The sequence below is a fragment of the Akkermansia sp. KLE1798 genome (assembly GCF_001580195.1).
GTDB classification, from domain to species: Bacteria; Verrucomicrobiota; Verrucomicrobiia; order Verrucomicrobiales; family Akkermansiaceae; genus Akkermansia; species Akkermansia biwaensis.
The window spans coordinates 120,986-140,221 of record NZ_KQ971075.1 but is presented as its reverse complement, the minus strand read 5'-3'; the positions used below and the strand labels follow the sequence as shown (position 1 = coordinate 140,221).

The 19,236-nt window shown below is 56.4% G+C and carries 14 protein-coding genes; 7 read left to right on the top strand and 7 right to left on the bottom strand.

What is annotated here, in order from left to right; genetic code table 11:
* Nucleotides 1-857: ankyrin repeat domain-containing protein (locus HMPREF3039_RS03455; protein ID WP_167506701.1), on the top strand; the 857-nt coding region annotated here is incomplete at its 5' end.
* Nucleotides 858-886: 29 nt separating this feature from the next.
* Here the strand turns inward: HMPREF3039_RS03455 and HMPREF3039_RS03450 are convergent.
* Both HMPREF3039_RS03450 and HMPREF3039_RS03445 read right to left on the bottom strand, forming a co-directional pair.
* Complete coding sequence (locus HMPREF3039_RS03450; protein WP_067571961.1) at nt 887-1,420, bottom strand: DNA-deoxyinosine glycosylase; 534 nt, start codon at nt 1,418-1,420, stop codon at nt 887-889.
* A 13-nt stretch (nt 1,421-1,433) separates the two neighbouring features.
* Complete coding sequence (locus HMPREF3039_RS03445) at nt 1,434-2,231, bottom strand: hypothetical protein (protein ID WP_147549443.1); 798 nt, start codon at nt 2,229-2,231, stop codon at nt 1,434-1,436.
* A gap of 479 nt (nt 2,232-2,710) precedes the next feature.
* On the opposite strand from HMPREF3039_RS03445, the gene carB reads away from it, so the two are divergent.
* Entirely contained in the window at nt 2,711-5,905 is a 3,195-nt protein-coding gene (carB, locus tag HMPREF3039_RS03440; RefSeq protein WP_067571966.1) for a carbamoyl-phosphate synthase large subunit, read from the top strand.
* Between the two features lie 340 nt (nt 5,906-6,245).
* Here the strand turns inward: carB and HMPREF3039_RS14070 are convergent, their stop codons facing one another.
* The gene (locus tag HMPREF3039_RS14070; RefSeq protein ID WP_167506703.1) at nt 6,246-7,028 is read right to left on the bottom strand and encodes a PP2C family protein-serine/threonine phosphatase; all 783 of its coding nucleotides are present in this window, start codon (nt 7,026-7,028) and stop codon (nt 6,246-6,248) included.
* Between the two features lie 498 nt (nt 7,029-7,526).
* Between HMPREF3039_RS14070 and HMPREF3039_RS03430 the strand changes: the two genes are divergently transcribed.
* Nucleotides 7,527-7,934, top strand: coding sequence for a hypothetical protein (locus tag HMPREF3039_RS03430; RefSeq protein WP_067571969.1), 408 nt, complete (start codon nt 7,527-7,529; stop codon nt 7,932-7,934).
* A 175-nt stretch (nt 7,935-8,109) separates the two neighbouring features.
* Here the strand turns inward: HMPREF3039_RS03430 and HMPREF3039_RS03425 are convergent, their stop codons facing one another.
* Entirely contained in the window at nt 8,110-8,880 is a 771-nt protein-coding gene (locus HMPREF3039_RS03425; protein ID WP_082770044.1) for a class I SAM-dependent methyltransferase, read from the bottom strand.
* A 316-nt stretch (nt 8,881-9,196) separates the two neighbouring features.
* On the opposite strand from HMPREF3039_RS03425, the gene HMPREF3039_RS03420 reads away from it, so the two are divergent.
* Nucleotides 9,197-11,125: an NAD(+) synthase gene (locus HMPREF3039_RS03420; RefSeq protein ID WP_067571973.1), complete on the top strand. Its 1,929-nt coding sequence runs from the start codon at nt 9,197-9,199 to the stop codon at nt 11,123-11,125.
* A 75-nt stretch (nt 11,126-11,200) separates the two neighbouring features.
* On the opposite strand, the gene HMPREF3039_RS03415 is transcribed toward HMPREF3039_RS03420, so the two are convergent.
* Entirely contained in the window at nt 11,201-11,536 is a 336-nt protein-coding gene (locus HMPREF3039_RS03415; protein ID WP_067571975.1) for a DMT family transporter, read from the bottom strand.
* Between the two features lie 568 nt (nt 11,537-12,104).
* The gene (locus tag HMPREF3039_RS03410; RefSeq protein ID WP_197483326.1) at nt 12,105-13,289 is read right to left on the bottom strand and encodes a sialidase family protein; all 1,185 of its coding nucleotides are present in this window, start codon (nt 13,287-13,289) and stop codon (nt 12,105-12,107) included.
* A 782-nt stretch (nt 13,290-14,071) separates the two neighbouring features.
* Here HMPREF3039_RS03410 and HMPREF3039_RS03405 point away from each other — a divergent pair.
* Nucleotides 14,072-15,223 carry an AGE family epimerase/isomerase gene (locus HMPREF3039_RS03405; RefSeq protein ID WP_167506705.1) on the top strand — a complete coding sequence of 384 codons (1,152 nt, stop codon included), beginning with the start codon at nt 14,072-14,074 and terminating at the stop codon, nt 15,221-15,223.
* A gap of 397 nt (nt 15,224-15,620) precedes the next feature.
* Nucleotides 15,621-15,848, top strand: coding sequence for a hypothetical protein (locus HMPREF3039_RS14300; protein WP_231863835.1), 228 nt, complete (start codon nt 15,621-15,623; stop codon nt 15,846-15,848).
* Between the two features lie 47 nt (nt 15,849-15,895).
* Here HMPREF3039_RS14300 and HMPREF3039_RS03400 read toward each other — a convergent pair whose 3' ends face one another.
* Nucleotides 15,896-17,152 carry a DUF2254 domain-containing protein gene (locus HMPREF3039_RS03400; protein WP_067571980.1) on the bottom strand — a complete coding sequence of 419 codons (1,257 nt, stop codon included), beginning with the start codon at nt 17,150-17,152 and terminating at the stop codon, nt 15,896-15,898.
* Nucleotides 17,153-17,850: 698 nt separating this feature from the next.
* On the opposite strand from HMPREF3039_RS03400, the gene HMPREF3039_RS03390 reads away from it, so the two are divergent.
* Nucleotides 17,851-18,606, top strand: coding sequence for a hypothetical protein (locus tag HMPREF3039_RS03390; protein WP_067571984.1), 756 nt, complete (start codon nt 17,851-17,853; stop codon nt 18,604-18,606).
* Nucleotides 18,607-19,236 lie beyond the last annotated feature (630 nt).

Sequence of the window (19,236 nt, the reverse complement as noted above, 5' to 3'; positions counted from 1 at the left end):
GCACGGCGGAACGCTCCCTGCGCCTGATTCCCAAAATGGCGCCCCTGCCCGTCGATCCGTCCATCGACCAGGCCACGCGGGAGAAAAAAGGGCTGGAATTGTACGAATACCTGTACAAACTCAAGGATTACAGGCCCGCACGGGAAAACAGGAATTCTTCCACGACCATCAATGGGAAAACGACCTATCAAAAACTCCCCGAGCAGGGAACCAAACCCGATCTTTCCAAAGTGAAAGCCTTCATCCGCGCCGGAGCGGACGTCAACTGGCAGGGGGAGGATAAAAGGGGTGACAAGTCCTGCGCGCTGGCCCTGGCCGTGGAAATGGAGTTTTACGAACTGGCTGACCTGCTCATTGCCAACGGGGCGGATATCAATCTGGAAATAGGCCGTAGCGACAATCTCAAAAACGGTTCTTCCTCCATCCTCAGCAGAAACAACTTCGGCGGAGCCATTTCCAAGGCTGTTTACCTTCTGGAAAACGGAGCTGATCCGGATTACGTGTGCAATGACGGAAGAACCCTGCTGATTACCGCTTCCCGGTATGGAAGCACGGAGACCGTCAAGCTCCTCCTGAGTTACGGGGCGGATCCCAACAAGCTCAACGGCAAGCCGCGCTTCGGGCATTACAAGCCGGCCAATTCGGAATCCGCTCTCTGGGTCGTGGCGGACACCACGGGCCTTCTGGAGAGCTCCACGAATGAAGTTGCCAAACTGCTGATCGAATACAAGGCGGACGTGAATTACCGCGCCCCGAACGGGACTACGCCGCTGGACCGGGCCATCGCCACGCAAAAGAGCGCGTTGATCAAGCTTCTGAAAACCGCCGGGGCAAAGACTTCCAGGGAACTGAAATAGGAACCTGCCGGGAATTGCCCCGATCTGCCCTATTCCGCCATGCCCTGGAGGCGGGGGAGAATCACTTCCCCGTACGCCCGGAGTTTCTGGTCGTAGCTCAGCCGCGCCGCCGCCGGACTGGTGGACGGCATCTGGATGATGCGGGGGGATTCCCGGAGAAACAGTTCCGGAAAATACCGTTTAAGGTACTTGTAGGAGGCGGTACCGTTGCAGCATACCGTGCGAATGCCGGGAAAGCGTTCCAGTAGCGCGGCGATGTCATTGGGCCGTTCCCGGGTGATGTGCTGGTCCAGGCTTCCGGGCCTGACGCCGGAGGCCACCACATCCCACAGCCCCACACCCCCGCTGTTGAGCAGGCGCAGGCGTTCCTCATACGGCAGGGAGAAGTCAAACTCCAGCAATTCGCCCATGATTTTCCAGAACGCATTGCGCGGATGGGCGTAATACTGCACCTGCCGCAGGGACTCGTCCCCCGGCAGGGAGCCAAGCACCAGCACAGAACATTCCGGCGTCACGGATGGCGGAAAGGAACGTTTCTCCCCAAATTGCTGAATTTCCTCCATCGTACCGGGGTATTCAGGGTTCCTTCATGCCGCAGTGCTTGCGGACCTCCTTCATGCTCACGTCCTGCTTCAGCAGGGAAGCCAGCCACGCATGGTGGCCGATGGAAGGGGCCAAGTTAAACCGTTCCGGCCGGGTGATGCGCGTGAAAATGACCCTTTTGATTTTGGATTTGGGAATCGTCCTGGTTCCATAGCCGTCCGGCACGTTGGAAGACCAGAAAGTTACTTCGTCCCCGCCGTCCTTCACCAGCACCGTCAGGTGCCCGGATTCCTTGCGGCCAATATGGTCCGTCCAGAAAATCTTCATGAAATCGCCCGGACGGGCCTGCCCCCAGTCCTCGAAGTTCACCCCCGCGCCCAGGGAATGCACCAGCACGGCAAATCCCGGACCGTTCGCGTTGGCCCAGCCCCACGGGCCGTCGCCGTCATGCTGGCCGACGCGGGGCATCAGGGCCAGCCACGCGCGCTCGGAAATGACGGGACGGGACCGTCCGGAATCCCACGTTTCCAGAGCTTTAAGAAGAAGCAGGTAGCACGCGGAGGAACAGAAGGAGGGCCTGGCTTCCTGAATGAGGAAAACGGGCTTTCCGGCCTTGGCATCCCAGCGGCAGGCTTTCTGCACCAGGGCTTCCAGCGCCTGCCGGTTGGCCTTGTAGCCGCCCCCGTCCTTGAACCGGGACAGTCCGCTCCTCACGGACCGGTACCATGCGGCATCGTTTTCCGGCTGTCCGGCAGACGGCAGGGCCGCGGCGGAAGAACCCGCCGACAGGGCCGCCGGAGAACACAGCAGGCCGAGACAGCAAATCAACATCAGGGCATTCCTCATCTTCTTCCCCAGAGTATAGGCACGGCGGAAAATGGCAAGAACGGAGTGATGCGGAGTTCCCCCGGACCGGAGCCCGCGGAAATAAAAGGGGCACGCACGCCGGATGAAGCCGGATGAAGCTGGAAAAGTCCCGTCCGGCCCTGCAAGGACCGCATGAAGAAATCCCGTGCCCGGTCTGGGCGGCGGGGCTTTCCGGGCCCTGACGGCAAGGAATGAAGAACGGGCACAGGCAAATGGCCGCGTCTTCCCTTTTCCGTGTAAAATGCCCGGTTCCGGCACGCGCCTTCCCCTGAAGCTTCCTGTTGGCTTCCTGTTGTTTTGTCTGGACTTATCGCGCGGCGTCCCTTACTGTGCGTCAGGTCACGCGCCGGGTATGCGGAGCGGAGAGGCAACGCACCTTGGGCGGACCCTGTTTCCGGCATTTATTGTTAACCACCACGGATTATATATAGAGGCATCATACCATGGCAAAACGCGAAGACATCCGCAAAATCCTCATCATCGGCTCCGGCCCCATCATCATCGGCCAGGCCTGCGAGTTCGATTACTCCGGCACCCAGGCCTGCAAGGCCCTCCGGGCCGAAGGCTACGACGTCGTTCTGGTGAACTCCAACCCCGCCACCATCATGACCGACCCCGGCATGGCGGACCACACCTACATTGAGCCCCTGACCGTGGAACGCATCACGGCGGTGATTGAAAAGGAACGCCCGGATGCCCTGCTGCCCAACCTGGGCGGCCAGACGGCCCTGAACCTGGCCTCCAAGCTCCATGAGGAAGGCATCCTGAAACAGTACGGCGTGGAAGTCATCGGCGTGGACCTGGAAGCCATCGCCCGCGGCGAAGACCGCATCATCTTCAAGGAAACCATGGACAAGATCGGCGTACCCGTGGCCAAATCCGAACCGGTCTATACCGTGGAGGAAGCGGAAAAGGTGGCCGCCCAGCTCGGTTATCCCGTCGTCCTCCGCCCCGCCTACACGATGGGCGGCACCGGCGGCGGCATTGTGTACAACGTGGAGGAACTGCGCCAGGTGGTTCCCCGCGGCCTGGCCGCCTCCCTCATCAACCAGGTACTGGTGGAAGAATGCGTACTGGGCTGGGAAGAACTGGAACTGGAAGTGGTGCGCGACGCCAAGGGCCAGAAAATCACCGTCTGCTTCATTGAAAACGTGGACCCCATGGGCGTCCACACCGGGGACAGTTTCTGCGTGGCTCCCATGCTGACCGTTCCGCAGGACGTGCAGGACAGGCTTCAGGACTACTCCTACCGCATTCTGGACGCTATCGGCGTGACGGGCGGCACGAACGTGCAGTTTGCCCACAACCGGGAGGACAACCGCATCATCGTCATTGAGATCAACCCTCGCACGTCCCGTTCCTCCGCCCTGGCCTCCAAGGCTACGGGCTTCCCCATCGCCTCCGTATCCACCAAGCTGGCCTCCGGCATCACGATGGACGAACTGCCCTACTGGCGCAAGGGTTCCCTGGAAAAATACGAACCTTACGGCGACTACGTGGTCGTCAAGTTCGCGCGCTGGGCCTTTGAAAAGTTTCCGAAGGCCTCCGACAAGCTCGGCACCCAGATGAAGGCCGTGGGCGAAGTGATGAGCATCGGCCAGAACTTCAAGGAAGCCTTCCAGAAAGCCGTGCGCTCCCTGGAAATCGGCCGCGCCGGCCTGGGCCGCGTGAAGAAGCTGGAAGCCCTCTCCACGCCGGAACTGCGTGAAAAGATCACTTACGGCAACAGCCAGCGCTTCTTCCAGATTTACGAACTCCTGCGCCGCGGCGTCACCGTGGAGGAAATCGTGAAGCTGACCCGCATCACCCCGTACTTCATTGAACAAATGAAGGAACTGGCGGACTTCGACTACGCGCTGGACGCCCAGACATGGGATTCCCTGCCCCTCAAGACGCTGCGCCAGGCCAAGGAAATGGGCTTCTCCGACAAGTATCTGGCCCAGATTTTCGACGTTCCGGAAAAGGCCATCCGCACCCGCCGCATCGAAAACGGCATCGTGGCCGCCTACCGCATCGTTCCCGTCAGCGGCGTAGAAAACGCGGAATACTACTATTCCACCTACAGCGGCGCCCCGGATGAAGTGGCCGTGAGCGACAAGAAGAAGATCATGATCCTCGGCGGCGGTCCCAACCGCATCGGCCAGGGCATTGAATTCGACTACACTTGCGTGCACGCCGCCTTCACGCTGCGCGACAACGGGTATGAATCCATCATGATCAACTGCAACCCGGAAACGGTATCCACGGACTTCGACACGGCCAACAAGCTGTACTTCGAGCCCGTGACCGTAGAAGACGTGCTGACCATTTACGAAAAGGAAAAGCCGGAAGGCGTCATCGTCCAGTTCGGCGGACAAACCCCGCTCAACATCGCCCAGGCCCTCAAGGACGCCGGGGTGAAGATCCTGGGCACCCAGCCGGAAGGCATCCGCCTGGCGGAAGACCGCGAGTACTTCCGCGAACGCATGATTGCCTTGGACATCCGCCAGCCGGAAAGCGGCACCGCCCGCTCCCTGGAAGAAGCCGTGGAACTGGGCCGCCAGATCGGCTACCCGGTGATGGTGCGCCCCTCCTTCGTGCTGGGCGGCCGCGGCATGGAAGTCATTTACGATGAAGAAAACCTGAAGCGCTACGGCGTGGAGGCCATCCAGGTGAGCCCGGAATACCCCATGCTCATTGACCGTTTCCTGGACAACGCCATTGAGGCGGAAGTGGACGCCCTGGCCGACGGCACGGATACTTTCGTGGCCACCGTCATGGAACACATCGAGCTGGCGGGCATCCACTCCGGGGACTCCGCCTGCGCCATTCCTCCGGTGACCATCGCTCCCAAGCATGTGCGCACCATTGAGGAACACGCGGCCAAGATCGCCAGGGACTTCCAGGTAAAGGGCATCCTGAACGTGCAGTTCGCCATCTGCGACGACGAAGTGTACATCATTGAAGCCAACCCCCGCGCCTCCCGCACGGTGCCCATCGTCTCCAAGGTGACAGGTATTTCCATGGCGCGCCACGCCACGGAAATCATGCTGGGCAAAAAGCTGAAGGACATGAACCTGAAACCGCAGCCCTGCCGCTTCATCGGCGTGAAGGAAGCCGTCTTCCCGTTCAACATGTTCCCGGAAGTGGACCCCGTCCTGGGACCGGAAATGCGCGCCACGGGAGAAGTCATGGGCATTGCGGACAACTTCGGCATGGCCTACTACAAGGCGCAGGAAGCCGCCGGATGCATCCTGCCCACCTCCGGCAAGGTGCTCGTCACCGTCTCCGACCGCGACAAGAAGTTCATCGAACCCATCGCCCGCGACCTCATCTCCCTGGGCTTCCAGATCGTCTCCACGGGAGGCACCGCGGAATACCTGCGCGGCCAGGGCGTGGAAACGGAAGTGGTCAACAAGCTGCACGAAGGCCGCCCGAACCTGGGCGACATGATCACCAACAAGCAGATTGACCTGATCATCAACACTCCGGTGGACCGCACCAGCATGATTGACGACTCCTTCATCCGCATGCAGTCCATCCAGAAGAAGATTCCGTACATGACCACCATCGCCGCCGCCAAGGCTACGGTGGAGGGCATCCGTTCCGCCCAGCACGTGAAGGTAACTCCCCGCTCCCTGCAGGAGTACCATTCCTGAGAACGGAAGAACTACTGACAATCAAGGAGGCTGTCCCGCCGGAAGCGGGGCGGCCTCTTTATTTTTTACCGCTCCCGACAACTTTCATCGACGACAGTCCTGCCGTTACTTAGAAGAGCGGCGTTGGAAGGAACATTCATCCTTTGCCATCCCTGCCCCGGCCAAACCTTCGCCGTTTCCCTTCATGGCCGCACATCGCCCTCCCGCCGCTCCAGTCCGGACTTCCTCCGGAGCGCACCGCAGAGGCGTTTTTCTCTTCTCTCTGGCAGAAGGGTTTTCCATGCTTCCGAAGGCCGTCTCCGTGAACGGAAACAATCCTTCCGTCAAAATCCGTTAAAAATCACGCTCCCGTTATTTCCACGCATATCAGCGTGGCGTTGTCCTGGTTCGGAGCGCCGTCCCTGCCGATGCCGTCCAGAACGGAACGTACCAGTTCCTCGGCGGACAGGAGGGACAAATACCGCATTCCCGCCGGTCCCAGGGAATCAAGGTAGGGGCCCACTCCGTCGCTGGCCACCAGCAAACGGTCTCCGGGCAGCAGGGGAAAACATTCATCATGCAGGTCCACCAGGGGGACCTCCTTGCCCATCAGGGCGGATGTCAGGGAGTGGCGGGAAGGATGGCTGAGCGCCTCCTCCCGGCTGATGGAGCCCTCTTCCACCATCTGTTCCAGTTCCGTGGAGTACTGATGCAGGGTATTGAGCAGAAACATTTTTTCCTCCCGGATCAAAAGAAGGAGGGAGTCCCCCACGCTAACCCACCTCAGCCCTTCCGGACCTATCCAGACGCCCACCAGCGTGGTTCCCATGTCATCGTCCGTTCCTCTCTTCTTCCGTGCGGCGCGCACTTCCTCGTTGGCGGCAACTACGGCGGCCTTCATCCGCTTTCCCGGAGAATGGCGGTTTTCCCGCTCAAATGTCCGCGTGAACCCGTTCACGGCGGCCCGGCTGGCCAGTTCCCCGTCGCTGTAGCCGCCCATGCCGTCCGCCAGCAGAAGAACCAGGGCATCCTCCCCAGCCAGAATGGAAAAGGAATCCTGCTGATTGCTGCGGGCGCCCAGAATCTGGTCCCCGTGCAATCCGGAGACCAGAAAAGGTTCTTGGGAAAAAGGCTGCTGCGTCATGGCGGTGGATGATTGTAGCACGGAAAACGCCCGCGGATAAAGCAAGAATAGCGTGAAAGAAGAATCCCGGCCCCGCACCTTCACGGGCCGTTCCCCACAGGGCATGAAAAGGCATTCCCGTCCGAATGCGGAAAATTTGGTGAAGGACTGACCGGAAAAACCGAACGGGAAAAAGACGGGAAGAAACCGTGCCACGCTGGAATGAAACCGGAAACGGCCATCGTTGGACGCCATCCTCCCGTCGCCGCATGCACGGCCTCTGGATTTTCCATAGGATTCCGCGCAGCAATGCGGAACTTCTTCCCATCTTTCAGGGATTTCCTCCCCGGACAGGGGAATACCTGCCGGCAATGGCCGATGGAATGATGAATTCATGGGAAAAAGGAATTTCCCGCATGGGAGCTTCCGGTTTTCCCCAAGAAAATAAACCCGGGAATTCATTTTTACTGGCGTTTGAAGAACCCGTCCTTCATATTTCAAGAATCTCTCTTTTATCTTATGAATCCTGACTCACCCTTTCCGTCCGTCACGTGGGAGGTGGACGGCGATCCCTGCAAAACGCAGGAAAAAGCCCTTTCCGCCATCAAAAACAACATGGAGGCTTTCATCATCTGCACCCGCGGAAATGATTTCCTCCAGGCCATCTGCGATGACCCGGAAAGCTACCATTGTGAAGTTTCGTTTGCCGCCGGAAAGAAGAGGGAGCTCTACGTGGCTCCCGATGACGTGAACTACTCCCAGCTCTGTGACCTTTTTTCCCGCTATGCCGCGGGGGAAGACTTTTCCCATCTTAAAAAGGAGTGGACACTGTATGAAAACAAAACCAATTTCTATACCTCCATCATCATCGGACTGTTGATTCTGGGAATCTCGGTTTTCTTTCTTTTCCGTTCCCCCAACTTCTAGCCGAAGGCCCCTTTTCCTCCGTCACCCAATTCCCGGACAAGTGGCAAAACAGACTCGTTGAATCCAGGCCTTCCGCCGGGAAAATGGACGGCGCCTGCCCAGAAACACATTACTGCCGGAGGAAAAAGACGGTTTCTCCCCCAAACCAGGCCCCCGGAGTCGGACCGTGAAAGGCTCACTTCCGGCAGTCTCCCAGATACACAACGGTTTCATTCGGAACCGTCAAACGGCCATTCTCCTCAAACCAGTCAAACAGCCCGTTCAGGGCGTCCAGCCAGGAGGAACGCCGTTCATCCTTCTCCATCAGGGCATAGGATGTGGACATCATGCGCTGGAGATATTGTTCCCGCGTGTAGGCCAGATCATTCGGAAAACGGAATATCCGGAAGCGGTGATCGAAAAACTCCCCAATCCTGTCCGTCAACTCAGCCAGGCCTCCGCTGAATCCATGAAAATGCGGGCAATAAAGCCGGTGAATACTCCCCTCCTCACGGACAATGGGGCTGTCTTCCAGCCTTGAATTCCAGAGGAGGGCCACCCTACCTTCCGGGGTCAGAATGCGGCGGCACTCCCGTTTGAACGCAGCGGCGTCAAACCAGTGGAACGCCTGCGCCGCCGCAACCATATCCACGGTTCCGGAAGGCAGCAACGTATGCTCCGCCGTTCCCGGAATGGAATGAAAGGAGGAAAAATCCTTCAGGGAAAATTCCGCTTCCCGGCGCATGTCGTCGTTGGGTTCCACACCGTACACGGTCCAGCCGCGTTCCAGCATGGCGCGGGACAGAATGCCCGTTCCGGAACCTATGTCCGCCAGGCGGGGATTCTCCCGGCGCGTTTCCTGCGTCAGCAGTTCAAGAACGGCGGCGGGATATCCGGGCCGCCCTTGCACGTAGGCCCCGGCTCTCCCTGTAAATCGGTCGGTATGGTTCATCGGTCTTGGCGGCATGATTGACTCTTTTCTCCCGCCTTTCCAGCTTCAATTCCGTCCCCGGAGCATGAAAAACCGCCTTCCCGCCGGATTTAGGGGAAGAGGCATGAATCCCGCCGCCCGTGTCGGGCCCGTTGCTGGCAGCCTGCCGGGTCCCCTTTTTCCTCCTCCGCCTCCATGCCTCTGAAAACGGGCGGAAGCCCAATCCCCACTGATGGCTTTACAACTCTTTCACGAGCTTTTAGTATCCGGAGCAGGCCCGCCCTTCCCGGATGGCATTCTGATTCCGGGAAAAAGATTATCCGCGGGTTCCATTTTCCAGACCGCGCCGCCCATGTTCGGATACTACAGACTTGCCTCCGCCGTCCCCCAGCTCCGGATAGCTGATGTGGACTACAACGTTGACCGGCTCATTGCGGGCTTCCGGGAAGCCTCTGAAAAGCAGGCCGCCGCCGTCGTTTTTCCGGAGCTGAGCATCACCGGATATTCCTGCGGAGACCTTTTCTTCCAGCCGCGCCTGAGACAGGCTGCCCTGGAAGGCCTGCGGCGTTTTACGGAGGCCACGGAAAAATCCGGCACAGTCGCCATCGTGGGCCTTCCGTTCCTGTACGGGGATGCCCTGTACAACACGGCCGCCGTCGTGCAGGCCGGGCGCGTTCTGGCGCTGGTCCCCAAAACGATGTTGCCCAACTACCGGGAATTCTATGAAAAGCGGCAATTTACCTCCGCCAGGGCCCTGGGAACCGGAACACGGGAAATTACCGTCAACGGCGCTCAAGTTCCCTTCGGTACGGATATTGTCTTTCATGATACGTCCTCTCCGTTCAGCTTCGGCGTGGAAATCTGCGAAGACCTCTGGAGCGTCATTCCCCCCAGTTCCACGCTGGCCCTGCACGGAGCCAGAGCCATTCTCAACCCGTCCGCCGGGACGGAACTCACCGGGAAGGCCGCCTACAGACGCGAGCTGGTCAAACAGCAAAGCGGCAGGTGCCTCTGCGCCTACGCGCTGTCTTCCGCCGGCGTCCATGAATCCACGACGGACGTCGTCTTCGGCGGCCATTGCCTCATTGCGGACAACGGAAGGCTGGCGGCGGAAAGCGCGCGCTTTCTCAGGGAAAACTCCCTCATCCTGGCGGACGTGGACTTTGAACGGCTGGCGGCCGGCCGCCTTTCGGAAAGTTCCTTCAACGACAACAAACCCCTTCCCTACACCGGGAAAATGCTCCACGTGACGCTGGAGACGGATGTTCCCGCCTCTCCCGGTCTGGAATACGCCTTCAACCCGCCCCGCCCCTTCCTGCCCGTTCCGGAACATCGGGACGAACGCTGTGAGGAAATCATCTCCATCCAGACGGCGGGAATTGCCAAAAGAATGGAACACGCGCGCGTCCAGCGGCTCGTGATCGGCATCTCCGGCGGACTGGACTCCACGCTGGCCCTGCTCATCTGCGCCCGCGCCTGCCGGCTGCTGGGACGGCCCGCATCGGACATCCTGGCCGTGACGATGCCGGGATTCGGCACCACGGACAGAACACGGAGCAACGCCGTGCGCATGTGCCGCCTGCTGGGAGCGGAACTCCGGGAAATCCCCATTTCTGACGCCTGCCTGCAGCACTTCAGCGACATCGGACACGATCCGGCGGAACACACCACTACTTACGAAAACGTCCAGGCCCGCGAGCGTACGCAAATCCTGATGGACCTGGCCAACAAGACGGGGGGCCTCGTCGTCGGCACCGGGGACCTGTCGGAAATCGCGCTGGGCTGGAGTACATACAATGGGGACCACATGTCCATGTACGCGGTCAACTGCTCCATCCCCAAGACGCTCATCCGCTGCCTGATCGAACACATTGCGAAAGAATCCGAGCCGGAACTGGCCGCCACCCTGGTGGACATCAGCAATACCCCGGTCAGCCCGGAACTGCTGCCCCCCTCCGACGACGGGACCATCGAACAACGGACGGAAGACGTGCTGGGCCCCTATGACCTGCACGACTTCTTCCTGTTCCACTTCATCAAATACGGAGCGCCCCCGAACAAAATCCTTTACCTGGCGGAACACGCCTTCCGGAACGAATTCCAGCCGGAATTCATCCGCCGTTGTCTGGACATCTTCATCCGCCGCTTCTTCCAGCAACAGTTCAAGCGCAGCTGCATTCCGGATGGCCCCAAGGTAGGCACCATCTCCCTCTCCCCGCGCGGCGACTGGCGCATGCCTTCCGACGCGTGCGGAACCATCTGGACCGATCAAATCTCCTGAATTCCCGTACCCGGCGCGTGGGGTGCGGCTTCATTCAGCAAGGGAAAAGGCTCACGCCTCTTTCACGGCACTCCGTCAATGGCCGGGCGCCATTTTCAGCCCGATGATGCCGATCAGCAGGAAGGTGGCCGCCAGCATGCGCCAGACGTTCGAGGAATCCCCGAACCAGATGATGCCCACCATGAAGGTGCCCAGCGCGCCGATGCCCGTCCACACGGCATACGCGGTGCCTATGGGAATATTCCGCTGGGCCAGCCACAGCAGAAAGCCGCTCAGGGCCATGCTCAGGATGGAAAAGGCTATGCAGGCGGCAAACCTGCCGGAACCCGTGCCGGGCGCCTGGGAAAGCTTGAACCCCAGAGGCCATCCGATCTCGCAGAGACCGGCCAACACCAGATAAATCCAGGACATAGATGAGAATAGGAATCGTCTTACCGTCTGCCGGCCTTCCCGAATGAGAACGCTCCAAGGGCAACGGATGCCTTGCAGGGTACCTGCGGACGCCGCGGAATCAAGACTGCAATCCATGCGCTCTCTGTCATGCCGCCGCATTCCGCATCTAATCCTGCCATTCCATCCGTGGAGAAAGGACATGTCCGGACAATCAGAAACAGGAAGGAAAATCAACCGGGGCAATAGCCCAAGCCCATACAATCCCTACAAAAGATTTTTAATATTATCCAGGCTCCTATCCGCCTTCTCCGCCTTCTTCTGTTCAGCTATCCGGCTCCCGGGATCGTCTACGATGTGCAGGCTCAGCCCCGTTCGGGGGTCCCGGTACCATTTCATAAGAAATCTCTGCTGCCTGTCCCTGCTTTTAACGTTAAACCACGATTTAAGCTGAACAGGAGAAAGGATTCTCCATCTCCATGCAAAGCATCATTCCGGTAAAAGGGATATCCCACTCCCTCTTTTTTCACAACAAAGAAGCGAGGCCGGAAGACCGGCCCCGCCCATAAAAGGCAAACTTGCCGAAAGCTTACTTGATTTCCGGCGCTTTCTTGCCGGCGGCCAGCCCTGTGTCCTTCCCGTCGGTAAGCCATTCCATGGTCACGGGAACAAACTTCAATTTCTTGATATGGGGCTGATTTTCTTCATAAAGAACACCGATGACGCCCGGTTCCACCATGGCAAGGCTGGAATAGGCATAGCCGCCGTTGCCCAGAAGCTTCTTCACAGGCCAGGTTTTGCCGTTGTCATAGCTCATGGCAAGCTGTCCCTTGATGCGGCGCCCCGCACTGGGGCCGGAAAACAGAAGGCGGCTTTTACCGCCATAGGCAGGCTGGTCGGCCAGGGAATAAGTCATCAGGGAATTCTGCGTGCTGTCGCAAAACAGCTCCGGAGCGTCCTCCACCTGGCCCCATGTTTCCCCGCCGTCCTCAGACCACACGATGCGGCGGCAGTTCCCGCCGCCCCAGTGGCGCGCCACCATGACCACGCCGCCGTTATCCGTCTCCGCGATGGATGTCTCATTCACCATGCCTTTCATATTCGTCGTCGGCTGGCCCAGTTTCCATGTCTTGCCGCCGTCGTCACTGTAAATACAGGAAATCACCCACTTGCCGAACGGGCCTTCGTTCATCGGAATTACCAGCCGCCCCTTGTGGGGGCCGCTCTTCAGCTGCGTTCCGGCATTCGGGCCGGAAGCCATGATATCCACCCCTGTGGGCCGCTTGGTCGTTTTGGTAATATCCACGGGCTTGCTCCAGGAAGAACCGCCGTTTCTGCTCTGGATCATGAAATTGCGGATGCACTTTTCATCATCCCACCCTTGCGGAATATTGGGCTGCCGTTCCTTTACCCCGGCGGGATAACGCTGGAAGACGACGGTCACCGTCTTCGTTTTGGCATCATAAACAGGGCATGGATTGTTGAAGGTGGCTCCGTGCGCCTTGGCAATGGCACGGGGCGGGCTCCACGTCCTGCCCCCATTTTTGCTCACGCTCATGATAATATCGTTTTCCCCCTGGTCCGTATTTTTGTACCGGCCTTCGGCAAATGCCAGAAGCTGTCCCTTCCCGATCCGGAGCAGGGCCGGAATGCGGATGGAGGCATAAGGATTACCTTCCCCGGCGCTGAACACAGTCACGGCCCTGTCAGTGGGAAAATCGGTCTTTTCCCCCTGCCCGAATGCCGGCAATGCTACGGCACATGCAACACTCATCAAACACTTGAACACGGAATTCATCATCTTTCCCATACTATTCCATTTCCTCCTTCCAGACAACAGCCATGTCATGAATTGGAGTGAAGACCAGAGGAACCCTTGAATAATGAGAACAATCAGTTCGACTTTCCAAAACCTCCTCCCCGCCCTGACGCGCGCGCTGGAAAAAGAATGAAAAGGGAAAAAACAGACCCTTTGCGGAATTCATGACTCGATAATCGTGCGCGCTCTTTTTCCATCTTCCCGAGAGAATTTGCCGTCCGGGTTCTCAGAACGTGAAAAAACAGCGGCAACAACAATGCATGCAGCATGAAACATTGACAAAACTTTCTGACTGTCAAATCGGAAAGAAAAATGACCCGTCTCCGGAAGAATGGAAAATCCACCCGCATGCCGTTCCGGTCATGTATGCAATGAACGTCTGTTAAAAGGAATCCTGCGGCAAGGAGCCTTTCCCTTACGGAACCTTTCGTGCAGAGGTCATACTCTCAACATGAAAATATGGCAGCCTGTCAAAACCGATACGAACATGCAGACGTGACATGTTCCCAGTCCCGGCGGAAACCCTTTCAGAGGAAACGAAAAACGATGATCCATGCAGCAGCGTGCATCCTTTCCCGCCTGGATGGAAAACACCCGCTTACCATGTACTTGCAGCCGGGAAACAGGGGGCGTCCATAAACGGAATGCCCATGAAATGCAACGAAAGACATACGATGGAAACTAAGGAAACATTGCAATCTTTGGACGAATGGTCCAGACAGGAATTAAAAGACATCTTGGATTTTTATATCAATTATGATTATGACCCCAAAGGCGGTTTTTACGGAGCCGTTCTGAGGACACTGGAACCGGTCAGGGAGGCGGACCGTTCCATCGTGCTCAACGCCAGGCTCATGTGGACCTTTGCAAGCGCCTACCGCCTCCTGAAGGATCCCCGCTACCTGGAAATGGCCAACCATGCGAAGGACTACATCAAGGAACACTTTGTGGACAAGGAATACGGAGGAGCCTACTGGGTGGTGGATGCCCATGGCAACCCCGTCGATGAGTCCAAATATCCCTACGGCATTGCCTTCATCATCTATGGAGGAGCGGAACTGGCGAGGGCGAGCGGCAGCAAAGACGGGCTGAAACTGGCCCGGGACATGTATGAAGCATTGGAAAAACACGCCCTTGACCCCAAACACGGGGGATACTTTGAAACCTTTACTCGGGATTGGAAGAGGAGGGATGACAGCTTCAATATTCCGGACCCTTCCCTGGGTTCCAAGGCGCTCAACACACACTTGCACATGATTGAAAGCTATACGACCCTGATGCTCGTGGATGATGATCCCAAGCTGAGGAAGACCGTAGGCGAGCTGATTGACATCATGACCAACAAGCTGCTGGACCAGGAATACTTCCACTACAAACCCTACATGACTGACGACTGGAAATCGACGGACACCCTCTTTTCCTTCGGCCACGACATTGAGGGGGCATGGCTGCTGACGGAAGCCGCAGAAGCATACGGTGGCAAGGAACTGGTGGAAAAATGCAAACCCGTTTCCGTCCGGATTGCCGATGCGTGCGCGGACGGAATCAACCCGGATACGGGGGGCCTGTATGCAGAAGCCGACGAACACGGGCTGGTGGACCGCCAGATGTCCTGGTGGGTGCAGAGCGAAGCGGTTATCGGCTTCTTCAATGCCTTCCAGCTGACGGGTGATCCCAAATACCTGGCGCTCACAATGAATGTGGTGGACTACATCAGGAACTATGTCTCCGACCACAGCGACGGCAAATTCCGCGAATGGCTCTCCAGAGGAGACCTGGATGCCCAGGATGGGGATAATGAATTCCGGGTAAACGCCTGGAAAGGTCCCTACCACAACGGACGCATGTGCATGGAACTGATTGAACGCATTGGGAAAATGCAGGCTTGAACACCGCTCCCGAAAGGGGTGCCGCAACCGGCATAAATTCTCTTTCCGGCAGAACGGACCCGGCTTCATCGGAAAAATGTTTTCAAGTCCGTTTTAACGGAAATTCAGGCTCCCAGGAAACGGTTGTTCATCTGTCGTCAAGGGATGAAACCTGTCACGGGGTTTCATCCCTTGACATTTAAAAGCAGACGGGAAGGAAATAAAACATTTTCCGACTGTCCGGGAGGGACATATTGTTCCTCTCTCCGGCTTTTATTCCAGACCGGATCATTTCTTCACATCAGCAACCCGCGGCTATTCCGATTGAAAAAAGGTCTTCCTTCCCTGGCATTCATTCCGGGTAAGGAAGCCTTCGCCAGCAGAAAAAGATCAGCCATTTCCCGGCAAGCCGTACCGAATGGACTTGAAAACCTTTTCCGAACCGAAAGGCAGGAAAATTGCTCCGGAAAAATCGTTTAGAACCTTCCCCCTCAGACATTCTGTTTCCATCCTATTCTTCCGTCGGTCATCCTCAAGGGAAGAAGCCGGGCAATACGCTCCCATCAACGCTTTGGTGAAGCCTGAACTTCTTGAAAGAAACATGTTCAATCCAATCCGTTTTTCCCAGGCTGGAAAACATCTCTGAATTTGGACACCGGCAGCATTTCTCCATATTCAGAGCTTAACATTTTTTTAATCAAGCATTAAGGCTCTCAATGCCTTTTTATCTTCGTGCAAAAGAAGAGTTCCGGCAGCATGTTCGTAACACTGGCGGGAATATTTACGGGCTTCTTCCCGGAATTGACCGTTATCCAGTTGATGAAGGGCGGCAAAAGCCTTCATCAACTTCACGTCGATGGCCATGAGTCCTCCTTCATCCCGCAAAATGGGAGCGAAAATATCTGAAAACAGATCCGCCACGGTTAGCGGAGGCACCCAGACCCTTGGATGCTTGATCTCGATTTTGCGCTCTGCCAGGGCATACTTCGTCAACAGCCTCACACCCCTGTTGATGATGTCGATGCCCGTACCGTAATCGTTGACGGCGGCGGACAGGGCTCTGGAAGCGATTTCCGCAAGCACGCAGAGGCCGAATCTGGGGTCCTGCTCAAAATCCCGTTCATGGCCGATGACAAAAGCCTTCTGCAGCTCCCTGCGCGTTTCGTTCGACAATTGCTTTCCGGCATACACCAGCGGAGAAGAAATGGAAACAAAGGCTCCCGGCAGTTCCGCCACATAAATATCCATGTCCTTTTCCGTGGAGAGAAAGGCGAGTTTTCCCATGTCAATGTATTGGATGTTTCCCACTTGATCGCTTTGGACGGGGACGGCATCTCCGGGGATATCGGCATCCCCGTCAAACAGGGGATTGGCGCCCAGATAGGGATCTTCCGCCCGTGCCAGCAGGGCCTTTTCCGTCACTTGTTCCACAAGCTCCGACGTTTCCCCGACGCGGCCGAGCTTGGACAAATGGCCGATCCAGCGGATAAGGGTGGCAATGATGACGGCAATCACTCCCAGAGTGACCACGAACAGCACCACCCTGCCCTTCTGGTCGTAAAGGCCGGAATTCAGGAAAATAATGGCAATGAGGCTGAAAATAAAGGACCCGATGAATGTTGAAAGGGCGTTTTGGGCAGTGGAATCCGCCATCAACAGCTTCGTGGCCCTGGGCGTTACGCTTGACGTGGCCGCGGCATACGCGGAAACCACGGTTGTCAGGGAAAAAGTCGTCACGGCCAGCATGCTGGAGGCCAGAATGTTCAAAATCGTATCGACCGTATCGGCTCCGATCTTTTGAGAAATGTCAAACGGTACAAATTCGCTCAGGTAAAGGGAGGCAATTGCCGAAAAAATGGCCAGGAGTGCAAAATAGGTCGCCTTGACCCACAATTGCTTGTTGGCCCGTAAAAACAATAATTTGAGGCGGAAAAGAAAGGAACCGTTCATCGGAGGCTGGAATTGCTGAAAACCCTGTGACGCTGTCCTTTTAAAACAGATTCCGGACATGACCGTTCAAGAATGGGAACATGCGGACGGACAAGAAGGTGCTGCGGCTCCTTCTGAATCTCCATAAAACAACTGCCCCTGCATATTTCCCGCCTCCCCGCCGTTCAGGGGCCGCCAGATTCCCCATTCCTTCCTGCAAGTGCGGGACATTTCCCACAGCCGGCAATGAGTTAATCGGAATGGGTACTATAGATGAATTCACAGGTAAAACAGGCATGGAAGTCCTATGGAACAGAAAAGGTAAAATGCTGATCTTTATTGAATCCGCCGGGGGAATACGGCAACTGAACGCCCTCGGCCCGATTCTGCCGGGATAATCAAGCCGGCTTCAGCGGCAAATAGGATCGCTCCTGGAATATCAGCCAGACTACAAAGCCGGATTTTACGGAGGGGCCGCCCAACCCCTCCGGCAGAATATATGACAATCCTGTGAAAGCGGAAAAAAACGCGTGAATGTCTATTCCAAAAACTGGATTGTATATTGAAATACAGAAACTTAACATGTCAGCCGCTTTGTTGCCCACATGGAAAAAATTGTTGTCCAAAGCAAAATAAACCACTTAATTTAAATAACATACATACATTATCGAACATTTTTGCAGTAACTTACTTTAATATAAACAGTAAAAATATTTCCCATGAAAAATCTTTTCCTCATTCTTGTGGCATTTGCAGCCTGCAGCTCGGTTCAAGCCGAACTGCTGTCCCATTTTCTCGACGGTCAGGCAAGCCCCTATAACCAAGCTGCCGCCGTACCCGGCATTAGTTCTCCGGGAGGCAGCCAGATGACTACTTATGAGGGGGCCATCACTTCATTCACCTATAGTCAAAATCTGACTATGATCAATTTCCCAACCGTATCAGGCGGCAATGGCAACTACTGGGCCCTCTTCAATGATCATACCACGCCGAGCGACGCCCCTCACTACGACAAATCATATATACAGTTTTCAACCAAGGCGGAAGAAGGAAAAGCTCTGGATTTATATAACATTACATTTGATTGGGGAACGGCTGTCCTGCAGGAAACAACAGTAACTTCCCGGTTCGGCTTTGAAATTTTCGCCAACATAGGCGGGGAGGATTGGATATCTCTTGGCCCGGCGGATCAGCAAGGCATCATTAATGTCGGAACAGATGTAGGGTTTAAAACTTTTGATCAAAGCGTATCTTTCGACTTAAGTTCCTGGAGCCAGACCTATGGCAACATAAACGAAGTCACGTTCAGAATTGCTTTTGCCAACACGACCGAAAATGTTGAAGAAAGTCTGGCGATTAGCAACATACGGCTCAACGGCACGGTGCATGATGCTATTCCGGAGCCTTCGGCCTCAATGCTTGGCTTGCTTGCTTTCATTCCCTGCCTCCTCCGTAGAAAAGTCCGGCCATCCTAGATCGTGCGGAAAATTACTCCGGCCCCATCAGGAGATAGATGAAGGGGGTGAAAAATATATAAGCCAGGTTGCAGCAGCAACGGGAAAAATTCTCGACCCTCTTTATTTCCAAAAATCATCTTTCTGCCAATTTTCCACCTTTGCAAAGATACGTATATGGGCACAAACTGTAAACGGACCGGGAAAGCCGGATTACAGGGTGTCTTCTCCGCACTGGTCAAGCTGTATTATTCGGGAACTGATGGCCCAAATTCTGGAAGCCTCAACACGGAACTGACAACACGAATGCTTGGGAGTCACTTTCCATAAAAGCTTGGTCGCATCAAAAGGGCTGCAAATGCCGTAATCAAAACTTAAAATCAGTTACAGTATTTGGAGGCTAGTTGCTGTTCTTTCCCTGCCTCATTCATTCGGGGAGGAATTTCCACCCACTGCCATGACACTGATCATCCGCCCCTTTTCCTGGGCTGGACATATAGGTTCGCACCTACGGGCACAGATCAACATGTACCAAGTATACAACAAACATGAAGAAAGCCCCCCGGCAAAAACCCTTCATGCTGATGACATGCACCCACTGGATCATCGACCGGAACTGGAGCTCAGGAACACACTGTACAAGGGAGGCAG

Excerpts from the sequence above, each read along its gene's own strand:
- HMPREF3039_RS03450 (WP_067571961.1), bottom strand. The coding sequence starts at position 1,420 with ATGGAGGAAATTCAGCAATTTGGGGAGAAACGTTCCTTTCCGCCATCC.
- HMPREF3039_RS03445 (WP_147549443.1), bottom strand. The coding sequence starts at position 2,231 with ATGTTGATTTGCTGTCTCGGCCTGCTGTGTTCTCCGGCGGCCCTGTCG.
- carB (WP_067571966.1), top strand. The coding sequence starts at position 2,711 with ATGGCAAAACGCGAAGACATCCGCAAAATCCTCATCATCGGCTCCGGC.
- HMPREF3039_RS14070 (WP_167506703.1), bottom strand. The coding sequence starts at position 7,028 with ATGACGCAGCAGCCTTTTTCCCAAGAACCTTTTCTGGTCTCCGGATTG.
- HMPREF3039_RS03430 (WP_067571969.1), top strand. The coding sequence starts at position 7,527 with ATGAATCCTGACTCACCCTTTCCGTCCGTCACGTGGGAGGTGGACGGC.
- HMPREF3039_RS03425 (WP_082770044.1), bottom strand. The coding sequence starts at position 8,880 with ATGCCGCCAAGACCGATGAACCATACCGACCGATTTACAGGGAGAGCC.
- HMPREF3039_RS03420 (WP_067571973.1), top strand. The coding sequence starts at position 9,197 with ATGTTCGGATACTACAGACTTGCCTCCGCCGTCCCCCAGCTCCGGATA.
- HMPREF3039_RS03415 (WP_067571975.1), bottom strand. The coding sequence starts at position 11,536 with ATGTCCTGGATTTATCTGGTGTTGGCCGGTCTCTGCGAGATCGGATGG.
- HMPREF3039_RS03410 (WP_197483326.1), bottom strand. The coding sequence starts at position 13,289 with ATGAGTGTTGCATGTGCCGTAGCATTGCCGGCATTCGGGCAGGGGGAA.
- HMPREF3039_RS14300 (WP_231863835.1), top strand. The coding sequence starts at position 15,621 with ATGGACTTGAAAACCTTTTCCGAACCGAAAGGCAGGAAAATTGCTCCG.
- HMPREF3039_RS03400 (WP_067571980.1), bottom strand. The coding sequence starts at position 17,152 with ATGAACGGTTCCTTTCTTTTCCGCCTCAAATTATTGTTTTTACGGGCC.
- HMPREF3039_RS03390 (WP_067571984.1), top strand. The coding sequence starts at position 17,851 with ATGAAAAATCTTTTCCTCATTCTTGTGGCATTTGCAGCCTGCAGCTCG.